The following is an 18,142-nucleotide window of genomic DNA, read 5'->3' on the forward strand; positions in this document are numbered from 1 at the left end:
GCGCGCCACACCTTCCAATGAAGGGCAAATGGCGTTCCCCGCTTCGGCTGCGTCCGCCTCTCAGGTCGTTGGCTGCACTGTTTGGTGGCGTTGCCCGTATCTTGTCACTCCGCGGGGCTTGTAGATCGCCAGCACCACGACCACGAGCAGAACCACCACGGCGGCGCCAGCATCGGTTGCGAGTTGGATTCGCAAGGCACGCAGGTCATTGCTCGCGAGTGTCGTCTCAGCCGCGACGCGAGCCAGCCGGTCGATGGCCCGCATGTGCAGGAGCAGGAAGGCCGTGGAGGGCAGGGTGATCAGGAGCTTGACCACGACCCACCAGTGTCGAAACAGGCCCCACGCCGTTCCCAATGACTGGATCACTCCGGTGAGGGGTGACGCAATGCTCAGCGGGACGATGACGAACCAGCTGATCAAACCCATCGCGAGGTAGGCGGCGCGGACCGTCGAGACATCCGAGCTGGTGAGCCCCGCGACGGCGAGCGCCAGAAAACACGCGACGGCGCCCAGCCAGCCCACCGAACAGGTGAGGTGCGCAATGACGGCGGCCTTGCGCAGGTAGGGGTTCATGGTCCTCATCCCATGTGCCCGCCCAAACCATGGCCGGTGAGATGCAAGACCACGAAGGCTGCGATGAGCACGATGGCGATGAGACCGAACACCTTTACCCAACGAGGAGTGCCGGCGCTTGAGGCGGGCCCATTGCGACGGGTGGATTCGGAGTCTCGGGACGGTTCAGCCATGGGGTGTCCTTGGTCACGAAGGGCGGCCGGCCGCGGTGAGCGCTGCCATGCGTCCGCGTGTGTCCCGCAGTTTACGATACACAGTGTCTCTGTCAAATCAAAGTGACTCGAAAACCGATTCGTATACTGGGCGCGTGCCAAAACTATGGAACGACACGATCGAGGCGCATCGCCACGCGGTGCGCGACGCCATCCTGGACGCTGCGGCGTCCCTGGTGGACGAGCATGGCTTGGCGTCGGTGACGATGTCGCAGATCGCAACCCAGACCGGCATCGGGCGGGCGACGCTGTACAAGTATTTTCCGGACGTTGAGGCGATCCTGCTCGCTTGGCACGAACGCCAGGTCACCGCGCATCTCGAACAACTCGCTGAAGTTCGCGAACGAGCCGGCGACGCAACGCAACGCCTCGCCGCCGTGCTAGAAGCCTATGCCCTCATGGCTCACGAGCACCACGGTACGCCGCTGGCCGCACTTCTGCATCGCGGCACGCACATGGCCCGAGCCCGCCAGCACTTGAGCAACTTCGTGCGAGACCTCGTGACGGAGGGTGCCCAGGCGGGCGAACTCCGCGAGGATGTCCCGGCGCAGGAACTGGCGAACTATTGCCTGCACGCCCTGGCAGCTGCCAGCAGCCTCCCTTCCAAGGCCGCGGTGCGTCGACTTGTCATGGTCACCTTGGCGGGATTGCGTCAGACGTAGCCGCATCCGAGCCGAAACTCACTTGAGGCCGATGGGCTTTGCGAAGGGTCTTACGCCTGGACATCGAGGATCATGGTCAGCCCGCCCCCACCATGGTGCTCGACGTTGTTGTTGGTGGTGTGGTGCGGGATGTGGCAGTGCACGATCCACTTGCCTGGGCGACGCGCCTTCCAGATCACGTCGTAGCGCTGCCCCGGACCGACGTTGACGGTGTCGGCCTCGAATCGTGCGGCGTCGCTGAGGGTGTAGCCGTCACGCGCGACCACCGTGAACGGCCCGCCGTGCACGTGCATGGGGTGGATGAAGTTGTTGTTCGTTCCGATGAAACGCAGCTTGATCGTCTCTCCGACCTTCATCTTCACGGTGTCGGTGGAGGGGTAGGCCTTGCCATTGATGGTGAAGTAGTTCGGCAGGCCGCCTTCCATCAGCATCGCGGGGTAGGTAAGCGCCTGCCGCTTGAGCCACTCCTGGAGTTGGATCACGTATTCGTGGTCGACCTTGGCGTCCTTCGTGCCGTCTTTGGGATCGATGATGAGCGCCCCGTACAAGCCCAGCGCCTGCTGGCGATCGGCATGGTCATGGGTGTGATAGAAAAACGTCCCCGCCTGCTCGGTGGTGAATTCATAGACGTAGCTTCCACCAGGCTCGATCGGCTTTTGCGTGATGTTGGCCGGCCCGTCCATCTCGTTGGGGACGATGAGGCCGTGCCAGTGCACCGTGGTCGACTCCGGCAACCGGTTCGTCACTCGAATGCGCACGCGGTCGCCTTCGGTGACCCGCAGACGCGGACCCGGAATCTGGTGGTTGAACGCATAGCCTTCCACCTGTACGTCGGGAAGGATGTTCCAGCGCACGACGCTGGTTTCGAGGTTGAACACCTTGACGCCGTTCTCGATGGTCGGCGCGAGCGTCGCATCCCCTCGGGCGTCTTCTGCGGCCGTGTATTCGACGTACTTGGGATGGATGGCCGACATGTCGCGCATGGCCCGACCCGGTGTGTCCCAGCCCATGATCATTCCCGGCGGCATGATCGCGCCGCCCACGTCGCGGGCGGACAGTCGCATGTTGACCGACAGGGCGGGGAAGGTCATCCCGGCAAGCAGCATCAATCCGGTGACCATGGTCACGGCCGCTAACTGCGGACGGGTCACATTGGGCTGCATCTGGTGCCCGGCCTGCGTTCCCGCAGCCCCGCCACGGTGTCCGGCGTGTCCACTTTGCGCCCCCTTGTCTGGTTCATCCGTCCCATGCGCGTGCTGAGCAGGCTTCTTCGCCTTGCTGTGCATCGTCATGGCCGCCATGCCGGGCTTCATTCCAGCCGCAGCAGTGGAGGCAGAGCCCCGCTTGGACTTCGGCTCGGCCGATTGAGCTGCGTCATGTTCATGCGGCTCCTCATGCTCGTCGGCGTTCTCACGTTGCGTCATCAGTCCGTGCTTCATCTGGCGCGACACCATCCACACGTTGACCGGGTAGGTGAGCGCAAAGCCGGCGACGACACCGAGAGCCATCACGCCCCAAAAGAGCAGCTCGGTCGGCTCCATCGCACGCATGTCGCGTCCCATCATCAGGAGTGTCATGACGGGCGCCATTCCCGCCATCATCGCGTTCATGCTGATGAATTCCGGCATGAATGACTTCTTGACGTTCTCCCAGTATGTGCCGCCCATCATGTTCTTCATGAAGAGAGACTGGAAGATGAACAGTCCGAATCCGAACCCGGCCAGGTACTCGACGATGAGGTCGATCCACATCGGCAACCCGAGGGTCGCAGTGATCACGGCGGCGAGGATGATGCCAGTGGCGTCACCGGCCACGCAATGAATGGTCGAGCCGACACCTTGCTTCCACAGCGGCTTGACGAACTCTTCGTGTTCGCCCGGGTGAGGTTCCTTGTCGGCCATCACGTACAGCAGCAGCCCGATCGGTCCCATGTAGAGCGTCACCAGCACGAAGCCCCACTTCATGACGGTGGGCTCCGGGTTCCCGCTGAACTGGTCCCAGGCCACGTAGGCGGCGGACATCACCGCCAGGATGAGCCACACGTTCAGGAAGATGTCGATGGGCTGGACGAGCATGGAGGCCTCCTTGAGAGTGCTTGTTCATTCTTGCGGCCGGGACCGTTGTCTGGTGGACGACCACGGACGCCGGGATCAGTGCGAGTGCGTATGCGCGTCGCCGTGCTCGTGGCCGGTATGAGCCGCGCCGGACTCGGGGGCCTGCTCTTGAGGGCCCACGAAGACGGCGTGCGTATAAACCAGCTCGCCTCCCAGCCAGCCTTGAAATGCAGCCAGTGCAACGGCCAGGAAGGAGGCATCGAGGTACAGCATGGGAAGCGCCCGGCCAGTAGAGGCATAGAAGGTCCAGCGCCACACGGCCAAGGCGACGATGACGCCCAGCAGCGTGATGCCGACCCACATGTGGCGATGCACTCGCTCGTGGACATCCTCTTTCAGCGAGGTCCGGCGCATGTCGAACAGGCCAGCCAGAACGGTGGGAATGCTCGACGCGGCAGCCGCCGCGAGCATCCACCAGCCCGCGTCACGCAAGGTCCCCATCGAGGTGAAGAAATACGTGGCATCCGCGACGAACGAGGTCACCAGAAGGGCAATCGGGAAGTGCACCAGGATCGGGTGAATGGGCTTTGCCATTGAAACTCTTCCTCATGGAGGTACCGTGCCAGCGGAAACGAAAGAGCCCCGAGGATCGCCAGGTCCGGCGGATCTTCGAGGTTCAGTGAGTGCACATCAGGCAGGCGGCGTGCCTGCAACTCAGCGTGATGGCGGATAGCCGGCCTCGGTGAGCGCCGCGGCAACCGCCTTCTCGTCGCGAGTGGTCTCGACGCGGACTGTGTGCGAGCCCAGATCCACGTCCACCTTCGCCTGCGGATCGACGGTCTGGACCGCCCGCGTCACCGCCTTCACACAATGCCCACAGCTCATTGCATCGACCTTGAATTCCATTGCTTGCTCCTGTTGATAGCGCTTATCGACAACGCCTGACTCTGAAGCTTGCTATCGTGGGAAGGTCAAGTGGTTCGTGTGGCATCCTCTTCTGCGGCAGGGTTATGCGTCACCCGCTTGACATTGCCATGATGGGAAGGTCGATGCTTCGGTCCATCCGAATCCGACAGAAGTGACCCGACATGAATGGCACGGCTAGCTTGGTAAACCGATCGATGGCAAAGAGCCGGGAATGGACCTTTGCGGTCCAGGGTATGACCTGCGCGTCGTGCGCCGGCCGGGTGGAGCGCGCACTGGCGGCGATTCCCGGCGTCGGTCAAGCCAGTGTCAACCTGGCCACCGAAGCGGCGACGGTGCAGGCCGAGGAGTCGGTCGATCTTCGCGCCTTGCGCGCGGCTGTCGAGAAAGCCGGCTATTCGGTGGGCGAGCGGACGTTCTCGCTGCGCATCGAGGGAATGACCTGTGCCTCCTGCGTGTCGAGAGTCGAGAAGGCGCTGCTGAAGGTCCCGGGTGTGATTACTGCCGAGGTCAATCTCGCGACCGAAACGGCGCAGGTGAGGTGGGCCACCACGGACGGCGAGCCGCAGGCGCTATTGGCAGCGGTCGAGCGCGCGGGATACACCGCGCATGTGGCCGAGGCAGGGCGGCGCGGCAGTGCTCAACCAAAGCCAACAGGACCTGATTGGTGGCCGGTCGCGGTGGCCGCGGTCCTGTCCGCGCCGCTGGCGCTGCCGATGCTGGGCCTGCTGTTCAGCCAGCACTGGATGATTGACGGCTGGCTGCAGCTCGCGTTGGCGACGCCGGTTCAGTTCTGGCTGGGCGCGCGCTTTTATCGCGCGGGATGGAAGGCGTTGCGTGCTCGTGCCGGGAACATGGACCTGCTGGTGGCGCTGGGTACCACGGCGGGGTATGGATTGAGTCTGTATGAGCTGCTCGCCCGCGGGCAGGGTGGCATGCCGCACCTGTACTTCGAAGCGTCGGCGGTAGTGATCACCCTCGTTCTTCTGGGCAAGTGGCTCGAAGGCCGCGCCAAGCGGCAGACCACGGAAGCGATTCGTGCACTCAACGCCTTGCGACCGGAGACAGCCCGCGTGCGCCGGGACGGTCGAGACGAGGATGTGCCGATCGAGCGGGTGACGATTGGCGACATCGTGGTCGTGCGGCCCGGTGAACGGGTGCCGGTCGACGCACAGGTGGTCGACGGTGCAAGCCAGGTCGACGAATCGCTCATCACCGGAGAAAGCCTGCCCGTCGCCAAGCACCCGGGCGAGCACGTGACCGGTGGGTCGATGAACGCCGAAGGGCTGTTGCTGGTCCGAACGACCGCGGTGGGGGCAGAGTCAACGCTGTCGCGCATCGTGCGGATGGTGGAGTCGGCGCAGGCCAAGAAGGCGCCGATCCAGCGTCTCGTCGACCGCGTGAGCGCTGTCTTCGTGCCGGTGGTCATCGCCGTCGCCTTCGTGACGCTCATGGGCTGGGGACTCGCCACAGGCAACTGGGAAGCCGCCATCCTCAACGCGGTGGCCGTCCTCGTCATCGCCTGCCCTTGCGCATTGGGGCTCGCCACGCCCACGGCCATCATGGCGGGCACTGGCGTGGCCGCGCGCCATGGCATCCTCATCAAGGACGCCGAGGCGCTGGAAGTCGCTCATGCTGTGCGCGTGGTGGCGTTCGACAAGACTGGCACCCTGACTGAAGGAAGGCCCGAGCTGGTGGCCTCGTGCGCCGTCGACGGCAACGAGGATGCGCTGCTCTCTCTCACCGCCGCGATCCAGGCTGGCAGCGAGCATCCTTTGGCCCGTGCGGTGCTGGAGGCGGCAAGCCGCACAGGCGTTGCCGTGGCGCCCGCCGCGGAGGTGAGGGCAGTTCCAGGCCGAGGCGTGGCGGGCACCGTCGGCGCTCGGCAATTGCGCCTGGGCAGTCCGCGGTTCATGCAAGAGCTGGGGGTCGACCTGAGCGCGCTCCAATCGCTGGCTGTGGAACTGCAGCAAAACGGACGAACGGTGTCGTGGCTGGCCGAGGTCGGCACCGTGAGCGGTGTCGCAACGCTCCTCGGGTTGCTTGCGTTCGGCGATGCGGCCAAGGCGTCAGCGGCGTCTGCGATCCTGGCACTCAAAGCCCAGGGAATCAGGGCGGTGCTTGTCACGGGAGACAACCGCGGCAGCGCCGAGGCCGTCGGTCGGCCACTCGGCATCGACGACATCCGCGCCGAGGTGCTGCCGCAGGACAAGGCGGCGATCGTGAACGAACTTAAATCGGATGGGGCGCGCGTGGCGATGGTGGGGGACGGCATCAACGACGCTCCAGCGCTGGCTGCCGCGGATGTGGGCATCGCGATGTCCACGGGAACCGATGTGGCGATGCACGCGGCCGGGATCACCCTGATGCGCGGCGATCCGTCGCTCGTGGCCGATGCGATCGACATCTCGCGGCGCACCTACGCCAAGATTCGACAGAACCTGTTTTGGGCATTCGCCTACAACGTGGTGGGCATCCCGCTCGCGGCGTTCGGCCTGCTGAGCCCAGTCGTGGCCGGGGCGGCCATGGCGTTCAGCAGCGTGAGTGTGGTCACCAATGCCTTGATGCTTCGACGCTGGAAAGGAACGCAACCATGACGATCACATCGACAGAGCGATTCAACATCGGCCAGGCCGCCGAGCGCTCGGGGGTGACGGCAAAGATGATCCGGTATTACGAAACGCTGGGCCTACTGCCCAGCGTGGATCGCACCGACGCCGGCTATCGACTCTACGGCGACAAGGAGGTCCACACGTTGCGCTTCATTCGCCGCGCACGCGACCTGGGATTTGACATGGCGGAAATCGCTGAGCTGCTCAAGCTGTGGCAGAACCGCAGGCGCGCCAGTTCCGACGTGAAGCGCATTGCACTCAAGCATGTGGCTGACCTGGATCGCCGCATGCAGGAGATGGCCGCTATGAAAACGACCCTGGAGCATCTGGCCGATTGCTGCGCAGGGGATCACCGCCCGGACTGTCCCATTCTGGACGAACTGGCCCACTAGGCAAAGCTCGCTGCACGCCATGCCCATCATCAATGTCTTGCCCCACGCCGAATACTGTCCCGAGGGAACTCGGATCACAGCACCGGCCGGAACCTCCATCGCCGAAGCCATGCTCGAACACGGGATCGGCATCGAACACGCCTGCGGCCTCGTCTGCGCTTGCACGACCTGCCACTTGGTCGTGCGCGAGGGGTTCGACAGCTTGAATCCGATGGACGAATGCGAAGAGGACCTGCTGGACCGTGCCTGGGGTCTGGAGCCGAACTCGCGCCTGTCCTGCCAGGCGATCGTGTCGCAGGCCGATCTCACGGTGGAGATTCCACGCTATTCGATCAATCACGCCAAGGAAACCCTCTGACATGCCCTCGCCGGCATTGGCATGCGTGGCGGCGTGGGCGCGATGCGAGGACGCCGGTCAGGTTCGCGTCGACGGATCCTTGCCGACGTATTCCTTCCAGTCGCCTGCCCGTCGCCCCAATCCCTTTGCGTCAACCACCACGAGGCGTCGATCTTGTAATCCGAACGCCAGCGTGGTGTCGGCGCCTGAAACCCACACTGACTTCCAACGCGAACCTCAGGTTGCGTGCAGTCGAGGATCCCTCGGCTGATCGGACTCAACACCTCGAAAGGAAGTCGTCACATGAAGCCCCAGCATCTTTTCATCGCCCTTGCCACCGCGCTCATCGGTACCTCTGCGTTCGCCGCCGAGGCGACGCAGTTCACGAACACGCCATCGACCTTGACTCGCACCGAGGTCAAGGCGGAACTGCGCACTGCGATCCGCGAGGGCGAACTGGCCAACCGCGGCGAGTCGTACGGCGAGGCGGACCAACAGGTCGCGAGCACCAGGACGCGCCGAGAAGTGCACGCCGAAGCTCACCATGCCGTGGCCCATCGGTCGTTCAACGACTTGTACGTCGGCTCCTGAGTTGCCTGCGCGGGCGCTGCGGCGCCATCGGTCGATCCGCTTTCGGGCGGCATTCTTCTGGGCGTGGACTTGCAGTCGTGACAAGGCCATGGAAAAACGGCGTTCATACGCATGGGTCGAGCAATCGAACCTACATGCGGCGTCAGTCCGCTGCCAGTGCGTGGATGATCGGGCAAGCGCTCTTTGTCGACCCTGAATCGCACTCGTGCAGTAGCGATGTCAATGCCTTGCGCATCGCTTTCAGGTCCGCGAGTTTGCTCTCGATGACCTCCAGCTTGCGGGCGGCGAGGCCTCGTGTCTCGGCACACGCGTGCGCCTCGTCGAGTTCCAGCAAGCTGCCGATCTCTTCCAGCGTGAACCCCAGCACCTGTGCCCGCTTGATGAAGCGCACGCGCCTGACCGCATCGGCGGCGTAGCGCCGTTGCCCGTTGATCGGCTTGTTCGGCTCGGACATCAGTCCGCGTCGCTGGTAGTAGCGGATCGTCTCCACGTTCACTCCGGCCTCGGCGGCCAGACGCCCTATCGTCAGCTCAACCATCCCAGATCCCCTTGACTCCGTACCGTGGTACGGACTCTAGACTGTCGGGTACCGAACAAGTTCACCCGCTGATGGCAACATTCAACGTCAAGAGTTCTCTCTTCGCCAGTGTGCTGGCCGCGATTGGCGCATCCGTGTGTTGCGTCGGTCCGTTGGTCCTGCTGATGCTGGGCATCGGCGGCGCGAGGGTCGCCAGTCTCACGGCGCTGGAGCCGCTGCGCCCCTGGTTCATCGGGGCGACACTATTGTTCCTCGGCCTGGCATTCCGGCGTCTCTATCTGCAGCCGCAGGCCTGCGAGCCCGGCGCTGCCTGTGCAGAGCCGATCGTGCTCAGGCGTCAGCGATGGATCTTCTGGGTCGTCGCGCTGGCCCTCATCGCGTTGTTGTCGGTGCCCTGGCTGGCCCCGTTCTTCTTCTGAAGGATCTCCCATGCGTAACTCGCTTGCCACCCTGATGGTCGCCTTGGCGCCGTTCGCCGCGCTCGCGGCCACGCCGAAGACCACTGTGCTTGACGTGCAGAACATGACCTGCAACCTGTGCCCCGTTACTGTCAAGAAGTCGCTGGAGCATGTGCCGGGCGTGAGCCAGGCGCGGATCGACTTCGAGAAGAAAACGGCCACGGTCACGTTTGACGCCGACAAGGTCACTGCCGCGACACTGGTCAAGGCGACGACCGACGCCGGCTACCCCTCAACGGTGCGCAAGTGACCGCCTCAATCGCTCCCGTGCTGGAATCCGTCTTGACGTGCCCCGAGTGCGGGTACGCCAAGCGTGAATCCATGCCCACCGATGCCTGCCAGTTCTTCCACGAGTGCGGGCAGTGCAAGACATTGCTGCGACCGAAGGCCGGGGACTGCTGCGTGTTCTGCTCGTATGGCTCGGTCAAATGCCCGCCGGTGCAGATGCAGCGAGGCTGCTCCAACTGACCTGTGTGATACCGCCCGCTGGGCAGCAGTTACTGGATGCGCCTTGCCGGCTGCTAGGGAGCGCACTTGGCTCACGACTGTCGCTGCCTTCTTGCCCGCGCGCCGTTCTCCGATTGTTTGTCCTCCCACAGGACGCTGGGCTGACACCGGATAATCCGCGGGCGCAGAGGAAGGCGCGACACAGACCAAGACGAAGCCATGCACGACAACCTGGGTGTCCTGATCGACCACTGGAAAGCTGATCCGCTCAGCACGTACAACACGTGGTTCCTGTGGGAAGAGCGCCTCAAGAACTTCCGTTCAATTCGACGCGGTATCGGCCAAGTGGTCAAAGAAATCGACGCCGGCACCTTCGGCAATGCCTACCGCGGTTCCGCGCTGGAGACCGTCGTCGGATCTGTGGCCGAGCAACGCCAGATCTTCAAGGGGGCCGACCACGCTTTTCTGTGGAAACCCAAGCTGCGCATCCCCGACATCTACGAGCATGCCGATAACCAGCGCGCGTTTGCACGCTTGCTGCACACCTGCGACTGTTGCGATACCGCGGAGGCGGTCGTCGAGGCCATCCGCCGCATCGACACCCACCAGATCAAGGGGCTGGGGCCCGCGGTCGCCAATCTCCTGTACTTCATCCATCCGACCCTGGTGATGCCGTTCAACACGGCCATCGTGAAGGGCTACAACGCCGTCACCGGCGGCAACGTCAAGCTCGGACGCTGGGATCACTACCTGTCGATGCGCGATGGGGCGATCCGCCTGAACACGCAGCATCGGCAAGCCCTCTCGAACGACATGGGTGCGTTGGCGGGGCTGCTGTTCGACGTTGGAAGCGGCCGCTTCGCGGCGCCGCCGCGGGAGGATGACGCACAGGCCACACGGGCCTGGGAGGCCGACCTTCAGAAGGTTCGCGAGGAATCCGCAGCCGCGCACAAGCAGTGGCTGGCTGAACGCGAGAGCGATGCGACACACACCGAGATTCAGGGCTGGTTGCGCGATCTCGGGAAATCCCTTGGATTTGGTGTGTGGATTGCGACGAACGACCGGGGCCGCGCTTATGGAGGAGGGCAGTTGGCCGACGGATGCCTGGCTCGCCTGCCCGATGGGATTCACGCCGGCCTCGACGCCGTGCGTCTGATCGACGTGGTTTGGGTGGAAGCGGACGGCTCGAAGGTGGCTGCCGCCTTTGAGGTCGAGCACTCGACCTCGATCTACTCGGGCATTGTTCGAATGCTCGATCTTGCGCTCGGGACCGAAGTCGGGGCGAGCAGCGCGATGTTCCTGGTGGCGCCCGACAACCGCCGCGACGACGTTCAGTTGCAGTTGCGCCGACCGGCGTTTTCCAGGGTGTGGGAGTTGGGGATTCGCTATCTGCCATACAGCGAACTGAAAAACCACCGGGAGGCCATCGCCCGATTCGGCACGGGACTTAAGCCGGTACTGGAGATCTCGCACCGGCTCTAGCGCGACCAAGCCGCGCAGCTTGCTCCTCTCCCGGAAGGGCACCCTCAAGGGCCTTCGGCACGCGGCATCACCTGGGCGCTGCAGTCACGCGCGTTCATGTAGACCCGGTCGCCCACTGCAAGGCTGGAGGTGAGGGGCACGGCAACGATGTACGACCTGCGACGATTCATCTCACGCACCGACAGCACGATGAACCGGCTTGACGCTCGGGCCTTGTCCGCATCCCACTGTGATCGGCAGTCCTTGAACGCGTGTCGAGATGCCTGTTCGTCGACCTCAAGCGCTGCAACTTTCGCCTGCCGCCATCCACTGGCCATGTCGTACTTTCCTTCGTACGTGGTCTCACATGCGGCAAGCCATGCTGTCACTGCTGCGACAAGCACGACGGTCAGGCCGGGTTTCATATCAAGGTCAGCGCTGCGCGGCGTGGTCGAAGTGCGTCCGGTCCACTGCATCAGTTGGGCGGCCGTGGGCTGCGCGCGACGGATGCCACGGACCCGGACGGTCCCTCCTGAGCTTTCGGGTCATTCGCTGGATCGAGCGTTGCAATCGGGGCACTTGCAGAGCTGGCCGGTCCGCGTGCGCCCGACGTGTGTCTGTGCTGGCCGCCTGGGTGACTCGGGTGGCTCATGTCATGCCCGTCCGATCCGCGGCCCCCATGACCGTGTCCGGATGCTCCGGAAGCGAAGGCGAGAGGCAGGAATGCTGCGACAAGTGCAGCAAGCGCGAAACATCGACCCGTGTGGTTCATGGCGATTCCTTGAATCAAGGTTCGCCGCTGTGTGGCGTCAGACGACAGGCAAGGCGAGCGGCACAACCCGGCGCAACCTCTGAGTGAGCGTAGGCGTCGCTGTCCGTCAAACCCCGGACCTTGAGATTACAAATCCGTCAAGTTGCCGACATGCTTCGTTGGCGGAGCGGGCGTCATCGCGTCCGCCGTGCCCTTCGTCGCCAGCCCGGCCCCGAGCGAGCGCTCGAATCGGTCTGATGCTGGCGATACCAGCGGTGCACCTCGCATGATCCAAGCGCACACGGTGCGTGAATCAGCGTTGCCGATTGACTTCGGCCACGAGGACATGGTGAAGTCGTGCTTCACGACCCGAATGCCGATCAGCAACCATGCAAACGAAGACACTCCAACAACTTACGGTCGAGGAACTTGCACATATTCATCTCGACATCCACGGCCTGCCGACGACCCTCGCGAGCGGTTGGATCGTCTCCGGCATGGGGGGCCTCGTCACGGAGATCCTTCAGTCAAGGGGGCAGGTGAATACGCGCATTTTTAGCCCCTTGTACGGCAGCTTCGCTTTGCTCGATCAGATCGGTTCGTGCTACACGAATCTGTCCATGCCGCCGTGCCCCAACGCCAATGCTTCGGGAATCAAGAAGGCCCTGTACTACTTTGGCGGCATGTCCTACGACAGCGACGAAATGAAGGCGCTGTACGGGTTGAGAAACTCGTTGATGCACGATGGCAGCATCCTGTATCGCGGACGCTATGAAGGAGGGACCTGGAAGGGCCCGTTCCATCATTTCATTCTCGGCTCACAAAGCGTCAAGATTGTCGAACTGCCGGCCACCCCATGGGATGGCAACCTGCAAAACCTCACCTTTTCCCACCGCACTCGGATCAACCAGCGTGCCTTCACGGACCTGGCCATTGAGACCGTGCGCAATGCCCGCGCCCTCCTGTCCGCGGGCAAGCTTGGTTTCACGTTGGTCGATGGCGAAATCGAGCTGTACTACCGCTATCTTTTCCATAGCCACGACGAACCCGAGCCGCAGAGCGACGACCAGGAGTGACCCTCGCGACCGCGCCTTGCGCAGTGAACGCCATGGACGGAGAACGTCGGCAAAACGCGACGACCGTTGAACATCGCGTCAAAACAGAAACCACCATGCTCGACTTGTCCCTGGTCTCTGCGCTGTACCACACGGCGCGGGAAATTACGCACAAGACCCCCCAGATCGGCGGCACGCTGGCCGGAAATTGCACCACTGTGCACTTCGGAATGCTCGATACCGCCCGACAGATCTTCGGCGCACCCGTACAGCTGAGCATCGGGTCGATCACCCTGGACGGCACCACGTACTACGACTTCACCGAGGAGGAACTCCTCAGTTGGCGCAGCGGCCACACACGGCCTCGATATGGACTTCATGCTTGGTTGTCACTGCCCCATTTGGGCAACGAAGTAATCGACCTCACGCTGGCCGCAACGCTTAACCACGCCAAACCAGGATGGGTTCCCGCTGCGATTACGTTCATCACTGCGCGCATTGCGACGCGATTGAACCTCGAATACCACGCCCGGCTGGTTGGCGATGGCGTCCTGGAAGAACTGAATCTCGTCCGCGGCCGTCAGGCGTGAGTCTTATCAACTCGAACACACGCTCACCAGGCGGAGGCGCCACCGACACGGATTCACCTCGCGTAGGGCCGATCACCCGTGGCGCGGCAATGCACCGCGTTCACGACGCCGTGGTGAACGGCATCCATCGAAACAGGACCTTCTGGAGGTCGGCCACGTAGAACGGCTTCACGAGCACTTCATCCATGCCGGCATCCAGACACCCCTGGCACTCGGCTGGCATGGCGCTCGCAGTGACGCCGATGATTGGCACACGGGGTGAGTGCGTCGCTGTCTGCAGCGCACGAATGACTCTGGTGGCGGTCTGTCCATCCATCACCGGCATGTGATAGTCCATGAGGATCACGTCAAAGGGCATGGCCTTAGCAGCTTCAACAGCCGCAGCGCCATCACGAACAGAAACGATTTGGCATCGCAGATGCCGCAGGGCACCCTCAGCCCAGAGCGCATTCGATTCATCGTCTTCGGCAAGCAAAACCCGACATCCCGCCGGCAGGTCGGGGACGAAGTCCTTGCTTGACCGCTGTTGATTCATCCCATGACTCGTAGGTGACTGCGCATGCGCGAAATCGCTTCGCCACGCACCGCTTACCTATGTCGAAATGCTACCCAAAAACGCACGGACCTGGGGGGTGGTGTAACCCCTTCATAGGGGCAGCGTGCGGAAAATTCAGAGAAGGTACTGGCAACAACGCGAACCCCTATGCGGCTCACCGATCACGCTGCGCAAGACTGAGCGACAACTCGCTGTCAGTCAGCTCATTTCTCAGGCAACAGTCACGATCTCCGCTCTGGCCGTTTGAACACGCCCTCGAAACTCAAAAAAGAAGCCGCGTCAATTTTGGTTGTGCGGCTTCAAAGACAGAAGGTGAAGAGTCAACATCACCGCTGAACAATGTGCCATCAAACGAATGGTGCGGCACCGATTTGTCGTTGATCCTGACCAAACCGTAATCGCTCCGATGGTCAAGTGACAGGAACGGTCACTGACAGCCATCCAATCGCGTCACTCGCCCTGGGTTTCCCGCAGCGCGGCTTTCGGGGAACCGTCATCGCTGGGCGAAAAAAAGAAGCCGCGACGAGCGGTCAACGGCTTCAACAGGGAGGGGGAGTGAACGAACGTTCACCTTACCAATGTGCCATAGGCGTGCACCGGTCGGTGTGACCAATTTTCCATTCTGACCAATCCGTAAGCTTGCTGTTCGACGCCGGTAATGTTCAGCTTGGCAGAAAGGCGAGCGCGTCCAGTTGGATACCCGGGTCGTCACGAAGTCATCGATCATTTGCGTATGCTCAATCGAGCAAGGTGCGCTCGGGCTCAAACTCCATGAACGCTTCGATGCTCGGCGGGCGCATCGTTCAAAACACCGAAAGAGCAGGGCCAACACTTCATCCACCTTCAACAGGGCCGAGCGCGGCGCGCTCCTAGTCACTGATCGGAATGCCTCACATGAACACTCAGCGGCACAACTCATCCCGGGTCCAAGAAGCAACGGCGGTGCTGGTTCCCTCAAGCGCGGTTGGCGGCCATCACGCACATGCATCCGGTGCGCCGGCACAAGGCGAGGGCCCGGCACAAGGCGAGAGCGTCGTCACGGCTGAACAAGCCACCGATCCCGTTTGCGGAATGACGGTGCCAAAAACGACCCAGCATCAGGCGGACTTCGAGGGTCGACGCTATTACTTCTGCAGCCCTGGCTGCCAAGGCAAGTTCACACGCTCGCCCACACAGTATGTGAAGGCGACTGGCCCCGATCCAGTTCGCCCTCACCAGGGTGGTGCGGATGCGCAGCCCGCTCAGGTGCCAGCGGTAGCGACCATCTACACCTGCCCGATGCATCCGGAGATTCGTCAGGATCGCCCGGGCAACTGCCCGAAGTGCGGCATGACGCTCGAACCGGTTCTGCCGACACTGGAGGAAGAAGACGACAGCGAACTCATCAGCTTCCGCAGGCGCTTCTGGATCACCTTGCCGCTCACGGCGGCGGTCACTGCACTCGCCATGCTCGGACATCGCGTGCAATGGTTCGAGATGGGCACGCAGAGCTGGATCGAGTTGGTCCTTTCGCTGCCGATCGTGCTCTGGGCGGGGTGGCCGTTCTTTGTTCGAGGCGCACAGTCCATCGTTCATCGCAGTCCCAACATGTGGACCTTGATCGGACTGGGGACGGCGGCGGCATTCATCTACAGCGTCGTCGCAACCATCGCACCGGCCGTTTTCCCACCATCATTTGTCTCGATGGGCCGCGTCTCGGTGTACTTCGAAGCGGCTGCCGTCATCATCTCGTTGACCCTCTTGGGGCAGATCCTTGAACTGAAGGCTCGCTCCCAGACCTCGGCGGCCATCAAATCGCTCCTGCGCCTGGCGCCCAAGACGGCGCGACGTATCAACGCGGACGGCAGCGAGGAGGATGTGCCTCTCGCCCACGTTCATGTCGGAGACACCTTGCGAGTGCGCCCCGGCGAGAAGGTACCGGTCGACGGCGTCGTTGTCGAAGGAGAGAGTGCCGTCGACGAGTCGATGTTGACCGGCGAACCGCTACCCGTGACGAAACGAGCGGGAGACAAGCTGATCGGCGCCACCATGAACACCAGCGGTGCGCTTTCGATGCGCTCAGAACGTGTCGGTTCGCAGACCGTCCTGTCGCAAATCGTCCAGATGGTCGCACAAGCCCAGCGCTCCAAGGCCCCCATGCAACGGATGGCAGACAAGGTGGCCGGCGACTTCGTCGTCACGGTGATCGCCATTGCGATCGTCACCTTCTTCGCCTGGGGGCTGCTCGGTCCACAGCCAAGCTGGGTCTATGGACTGATCAATGCGGTAGCAGTCCTGATCATCGCGTGTCCGTGCGCTCTGGGACTTGCCACGCCCATGTCCATCATGGTGGCGACAGGGCGCGCAGCAACGACGGGGGTCTTGTTTCGTGACGCTGCGGCAATTGAGAACCTGCGCCGGGTCGACACCTTGATCGTCGACAAGACCGGCACTCTCACCGAAGGCAGGCCCGCGTTCGAACGCGCGGTCGGCGTCGAAGGCATGAACGAGGACGAGGTGCTTCGACTTGCGGCGAGCCTCGACCAAGGCAGTGAGCATCCGTTGGCCGATGCCATCGTGCGCGCAGCGAAAGAACGCCAACTGGCCCTGGCAAAGGCCGAGGGCTTCAACTCCAGCACAGGCATCGGCGTCCAGGGGAGGGTGGAAGGCAAGGTCATCGCACTGGGTAACACGGCCTTGATGGAGCAACTCGGTGTCGTGGTCGACGCTGTCAAGGCGCAAGCGGAATCGTTGCGCGCCCAAGGGGCGAGCGTGATGTACCTGGCCGTGGATGCGCGATTGGCGGGCTTGCTCGCCGTGTCCGACCCGATCAAGTCGAGCACGCAGGACGCCCTGGCCACCCTGCGCGCGGCGGGCATGCGTGTGGTGATGGCCACCGGCGACGGCCTGACCACGGCGAAGGCCGTGGCGGCGCGGCTGGGCATCGAGGAGGTTCACGGCGAAGTCAAGCCCGCCGACAAGCTGGCGCTGGTCGACAAGCTGCAAGGCGAGGGGCGCGTGGTCGCCATGGCGGGAGACGGCATCAACGACGCGCCCGCGCTCGCCAAGGCGGATGTGGGAGTGGCGATGGGCACCGGCACCGATGTCGCGATGAACAGCGCGCAAATCACCTTGGTCAAGGGAGACCTGCGAGGGATCGCGCAAGCGCGGCTGATTTCTCAGGCGACCATCCACAACATGAAGCAGAACCTCGCCTTTGCGTTTGTCTACAACGCCCTCGGAGTGCCGCTTGCTGCCGGCGTCCTGTATCCCTTCACGGGCTGGCTCCTGTCGCCGATGATCGCAGCGCTCGCCATGAGCCTCAGTTCGGCGTCCGTGATCGCCAACGCGCTTCGCTTGCGCAAGCAAGGCTGATGGAGCGAACCTGCACTTGCGAGATCACAGCAGCAATCGGATGAATGACCAACCACCTCGTCTCCTGCAGCGCATTGGCGCTTTGACATGGACGCCGGAGTTCAATGTGGTGGTCTTTGCCTTCCTGATCAATTTCCCGTGGGAATTCATGCAAGCCCCATTGTTTGAGGGCATGGACACCGCGCCGCATTGGGAGGCTGTCAAGGGGTGCATCCGTGCTGCACTTGGCGACGCGCTGATTGCTCTGATCGCGTTTTGGTGCGCGACCCTGGCCGCGCATGGCCGCGAGTGGATCGCGGCGCCGACTCGCCGTGCAATCACGGTCTACCTGGTCGTTGGCCTTGGCATCACTACGATGATCGAAGCCCTTGCCGTGCGCGGACACTGGATGGCTTCTTGGACCTACGCCGCCTCGATGCCCGTCGTGCCCGGCCTTGGTGTGGGTGTCGTCCCGCTGTTGCAGTGGCTGGTGCTGCCTGTCCTGGTTGTGCATTTCACGGCACGTCAGGTTGCCGGCAGACCTCGATAGCCGGACCATGTTCCACTCGACCCAGCGGGCGCAACGGAGGGCATAG

20 protein-coding genes are annotated in these 18,142 nt (G+C 63.1%); 13 read left to right on the forward strand and 7 right to left on the reverse strand.

Going from position 1 to position 18,142, the window contains the following annotated elements:
* Positions 1-60: 60 nt before the first annotated feature.
* Positions 61-573 (reverse strand): hypothetical protein, encoded by a 513-nt coding sequence (locus DZC73_RS25625; RefSeq protein WP_124543223.1) that lies wholly within the window; start codon positions 571-573, stop codon positions 61-63.
* Positions 574-880: 307 nt separating this feature from the next.
* Between DZC73_RS25625 and DZC73_RS25630 the strand changes: the two genes are divergently transcribed.
* On the forward strand, positions 881-1,447 hold the full coding sequence (locus tag DZC73_RS25630) for a TetR/AcrR family transcriptional regulator (RefSeq protein ID WP_124543224.1): 567 nt from the start codon (positions 881-883) through the stop codon (positions 1,445-1,447).
* 50 nt (positions 1,448-1,497) lie between these two features.
* On the opposite strand, the gene DZC73_RS25635 is transcribed toward DZC73_RS25630, so the two are convergent.
* The 3 genes from DZC73_RS25635 to DZC73_RS25645 form a co-directional block, all read right to left on the reverse strand.
* Positions 1,498-3,522: a DUF4396 domain-containing protein gene (locus DZC73_RS25635; RefSeq protein ID WP_124543225.1), complete on the reverse strand. Its 2,025-nt coding sequence runs from the start codon at positions 3,520-3,522 to the stop codon at positions 1,498-1,500.
* Between the two features lie 75 nt (positions 3,523-3,597).
* Entirely contained in the window at positions 3,598-4,095 is a 498-nt protein-coding gene (locus DZC73_RS25640; RefSeq protein WP_124543226.1) for a DUF2231 domain-containing protein, read from the reverse strand.
* 120 nt (positions 4,096-4,215) lie between these two features.
* Positions 4,216-4,407, reverse strand: coding sequence for a heavy-metal-associated domain-containing protein (locus tag DZC73_RS25645; RefSeq protein WP_124543227.1), 192 nt, complete (start codon positions 4,405-4,407; stop codon positions 4,216-4,218).
* A 182-nt stretch (positions 4,408-4,589) separates the two neighbouring features.
* Here DZC73_RS25645 and DZC73_RS25650 point away from each other — a divergent pair, with 182 nt between their 5' ends.
* The 4 genes from DZC73_RS25650 to DZC73_RS25665 all read left to right on the forward strand — a co-directional run bounded on the left by DZC73_RS25650 (position 4,590) and on the right by DZC73_RS25665 (position 8,357).
* Positions 4,590-7,022, forward strand: coding sequence for a heavy metal translocating P-type ATPase (locus DZC73_RS25650; RefSeq protein WP_124543228.1), 2,433 nt, complete (start codon positions 4,590-4,592; stop codon positions 7,020-7,022).
* Complete coding sequence (cueR, locus tag DZC73_RS25655; RefSeq protein ID WP_124543229.1) at positions 7,019-7,429, forward strand: Cu(I)-responsive transcriptional regulator; 411 nt, start codon at positions 7,019-7,021, stop codon at positions 7,427-7,429. Before DZC73_RS25650 ends, cueR begins: the two co-directional genes overlap by 4 nt.
* A 19-nt stretch (positions 7,430-7,448) precedes the next feature.
* Complete coding sequence (gene fdx, locus DZC73_RS25660; protein WP_124543230.1) at positions 7,449-7,787, forward strand: ISC system 2Fe-2S type ferredoxin; 339 nt, start codon at positions 7,449-7,451, stop codon at positions 7,785-7,787.
* A gap of 282 nt (positions 7,788-8,069) precedes the next feature.
* Positions 8,070-8,357 carry a DUF4148 domain-containing protein gene (locus DZC73_RS25665; protein WP_124543231.1) on the forward strand — a complete coding sequence of 96 codons (288 nt, stop codon included), beginning with the start codon at positions 8,070-8,072 and terminating at the stop codon, positions 8,355-8,357.
* Positions 8,358-8,499: 142 nt separating this feature from the next.
* On the opposite strand, the gene merR is transcribed toward DZC73_RS25665, so the two are convergent.
* Positions 8,500-8,895: an Hg(II)-responsive transcriptional regulator gene (gene merR, locus DZC73_RS25670; RefSeq protein WP_124543232.1), complete on the reverse strand. Its 396-nt coding sequence runs from the start codon at positions 8,893-8,895 to the stop codon at positions 8,500-8,502.
* Positions 8,896-8,966: 71 nt separating this feature from the next.
* Here merR and DZC73_RS25675 point away from each other — a divergent pair, with 71 nt between their 5' ends.
* The 4 genes from DZC73_RS25675 (at position 8,967) to DZC73_RS25690 (ending at position 11,282) form a co-directional block, all read left to right on the forward strand.
* Positions 8,967-9,314, forward strand: a complete 348-nt coding sequence (locus tag DZC73_RS25675; RefSeq protein ID WP_124543233.1) for a mercuric transporter MerT family protein — start codon at positions 8,967-8,969, stop codon at positions 9,312-9,314.
* Positions 9,315-9,324: 10 nt separating this feature from the next.
* Positions 9,325-9,603, forward strand: coding sequence for a mercury resistance system periplasmic binding protein MerP (gene merP, locus DZC73_RS25680; protein WP_124543234.1), 279 nt, complete (start codon positions 9,325-9,327; stop codon positions 9,601-9,603).
* A gap of 8 nt (positions 9,604-9,611) precedes the next feature.
* On the forward strand, positions 9,612-9,821 hold the full coding sequence (locus DZC73_RS30630) for a GDCCVxC domain-containing (seleno)protein (protein WP_124543393.1): 210 nt from the start codon (positions 9,612-9,614) through the stop codon (positions 9,819-9,821).
* Between the two features lie 198 nt (positions 9,822-10,019).
* A complete protein-coding gene (locus DZC73_RS25690; protein WP_124543235.1) occupies positions 10,020-11,282 on the forward strand; it encodes a type II restriction endonuclease in 1,263 nt (420 codons plus the stop codon).
* A gap of 44 nt (positions 11,283-11,326) precedes the next feature.
* On the opposite strand, the gene DZC73_RS25695 is transcribed toward DZC73_RS25690, so the two are convergent.
* Complete coding sequence (locus DZC73_RS25695) at positions 11,327-11,686, reverse strand: hypothetical protein (RefSeq protein ID WP_124543236.1); 360 nt, start codon at positions 11,684-11,686, stop codon at positions 11,327-11,329.
* Positions 11,687-12,401: 715 nt separating this feature from the next.
* Here DZC73_RS25695 and DZC73_RS25700 point away from each other — a divergent pair.
* A complete protein-coding gene (locus DZC73_RS25700) occupies positions 12,402-13,088 on the forward strand; it encodes a hypothetical protein (RefSeq protein WP_124543237.1) in 687 nt (228 codons plus the stop codon).
* A 32-nt stretch (positions 13,089-13,120) separates the two neighbouring features.
* The gene (locus tag DZC73_RS25705; RefSeq protein ID WP_124543238.1) at positions 13,121-13,657 is read left to right on the forward strand and encodes a hypothetical protein; all 537 of its coding nucleotides are present in this window, start codon (positions 13,121-13,123) and stop codon (positions 13,655-13,657) included.
* A gap of 100 nt (positions 13,658-13,757) precedes the next feature.
* Here DZC73_RS25705 and DZC73_RS25710 read toward each other — a convergent pair whose 3' ends face one another.
* Positions 13,758-14,192: a response regulator gene (locus tag DZC73_RS25710; protein WP_124543239.1), complete on the reverse strand. Its 435-nt coding sequence runs from the start codon at positions 14,190-14,192 to the stop codon at positions 13,758-13,760.
* A gap of 915 nt (positions 14,193-15,107) precedes the next feature.
* On the opposite strand from DZC73_RS25710, the gene DZC73_RS25715 reads away from it, so the two are divergent.
* The gene (locus DZC73_RS25715; protein ID WP_124543240.1) at positions 15,108-17,567 is read left to right on the forward strand and encodes a heavy metal translocating P-type ATPase; all 2,460 of its coding nucleotides are present in this window, start codon (positions 15,108-15,110) and stop codon (positions 17,565-17,567) included.
* A 40-nt stretch (positions 17,568-17,607) separates the two neighbouring features.
* Positions 17,608-18,096 (forward strand): hypothetical protein, encoded by a 489-nt coding sequence (locus DZC73_RS25720; protein ID WP_124543241.1) that lies wholly within the window; start codon positions 17,608-17,610, stop codon positions 18,094-18,096.
* Positions 18,097-18,142: the final 46 nt, after the last annotated feature.

Source organism: Rhizobacter terrae (genome assembly GCF_003852895.1).
GTDB classification, from domain to species: Bacteria; Pseudomonadota; Gammaproteobacteria; order Burkholderiales; family Burkholderiaceae_C; genus Albitalea; species Albitalea terrae.

Bases quoted from the DNA above. Each gene is read 5' to 3' on its own strand.
- DZC73_RS25625 (WP_124543223.1), bottom strand. From the start codon at position 573: ATGAACCCCTACCTGCGCAAGGCCGCCGTCATTGCGCACCTCACCTGT.
- DZC73_RS25635 (WP_124543225.1), bottom strand. From the start codon at position 3,522: ATGCTCGTCCAGCCCATCGACATCTTCCTGAACGTGTGGCTCATCCTG.
- DZC73_RS25640 (WP_124543226.1), bottom strand. From the start codon at position 4,095: ATGGCAAAGCCCATTCACCCGATCCTGGTGCACTTCCCGATTGCCCTT.
- DZC73_RS25645 (WP_124543227.1), bottom strand. From the start codon at position 4,407: ATGGAATTCAAGGTCGATGCAATGAGCTGTGGGCATTGTGTGAAGGCG.
- DZC73_RS25650 (WP_124543228.1), top strand. From the start codon at position 4,590: ATGAATGGCACGGCTAGCTTGGTAAACCGATCGATGGCAAAGAGCCGG.
- cueR (WP_124543229.1), top strand. From the start codon at position 7,019: ATGACGATCACATCGACAGAGCGATTCAACATCGGCCAGGCCGCCGAG.
- fdx (WP_124543230.1), top strand. From the start codon at position 7,449: ATGCCCATCATCAATGTCTTGCCCCACGCCGAATACTGTCCCGAGGGA.
- DZC73_RS25665 (WP_124543231.1), top strand. From the start codon at position 8,070: ATGAAGCCCCAGCATCTTTTCATCGCCCTTGCCACCGCGCTCATCGGT.
- merR (WP_124543232.1), bottom strand. From the start codon at position 8,895: ATGGTTGAGCTGACGATAGGGCGTCTGGCCGCCGAGGCCGGAGTGAAC.
- DZC73_RS25675 (WP_124543233.1), top strand. From the start codon at position 8,967: ATGGCAACATTCAACGTCAAGAGTTCTCTCTTCGCCAGTGTGCTGGCC.
- merP (WP_124543234.1), top strand. From the start codon at position 9,325: ATGCGTAACTCGCTTGCCACCCTGATGGTCGCCTTGGCGCCGTTCGCC.
- DZC73_RS25690 (WP_124543235.1), top strand. From the start codon at position 10,020: ATGCACGACAACCTGGGTGTCCTGATCGACCACTGGAAAGCTGATCCG.
- DZC73_RS25695 (WP_124543236.1), bottom strand. From the start codon at position 11,686: ATGAAACCCGGCCTGACCGTCGTGCTTGTCGCAGCAGTGACAGCATGG.
- DZC73_RS25700 (WP_124543237.1), top strand. From the start codon at position 12,402: ATGCAAACGAAGACACTCCAACAACTTACGGTCGAGGAACTTGCACAT.
- DZC73_RS25705 (WP_124543238.1), top strand. From the start codon at position 13,121: ATGGACGGAGAACGTCGGCAAAACGCGACGACCGTTGAACATCGCGTC.
- DZC73_RS25710 (WP_124543239.1), bottom strand. From the start codon at position 14,192: ATGAATCAACAGCGGTCAAGCAAGGACTTCGTCCCCGACCTGCCGGCG.
- DZC73_RS25715 (WP_124543240.1), top strand. From the start codon at position 15,108: ATGAACACTCAGCGGCACAACTCATCCCGGGTCCAAGAAGCAACGGCG.
- DZC73_RS25720 (WP_124543241.1), top strand. From the start codon at position 17,608: ATGAATGACCAACCACCTCGTCTCCTGCAGCGCATTGGCGCTTTGACA.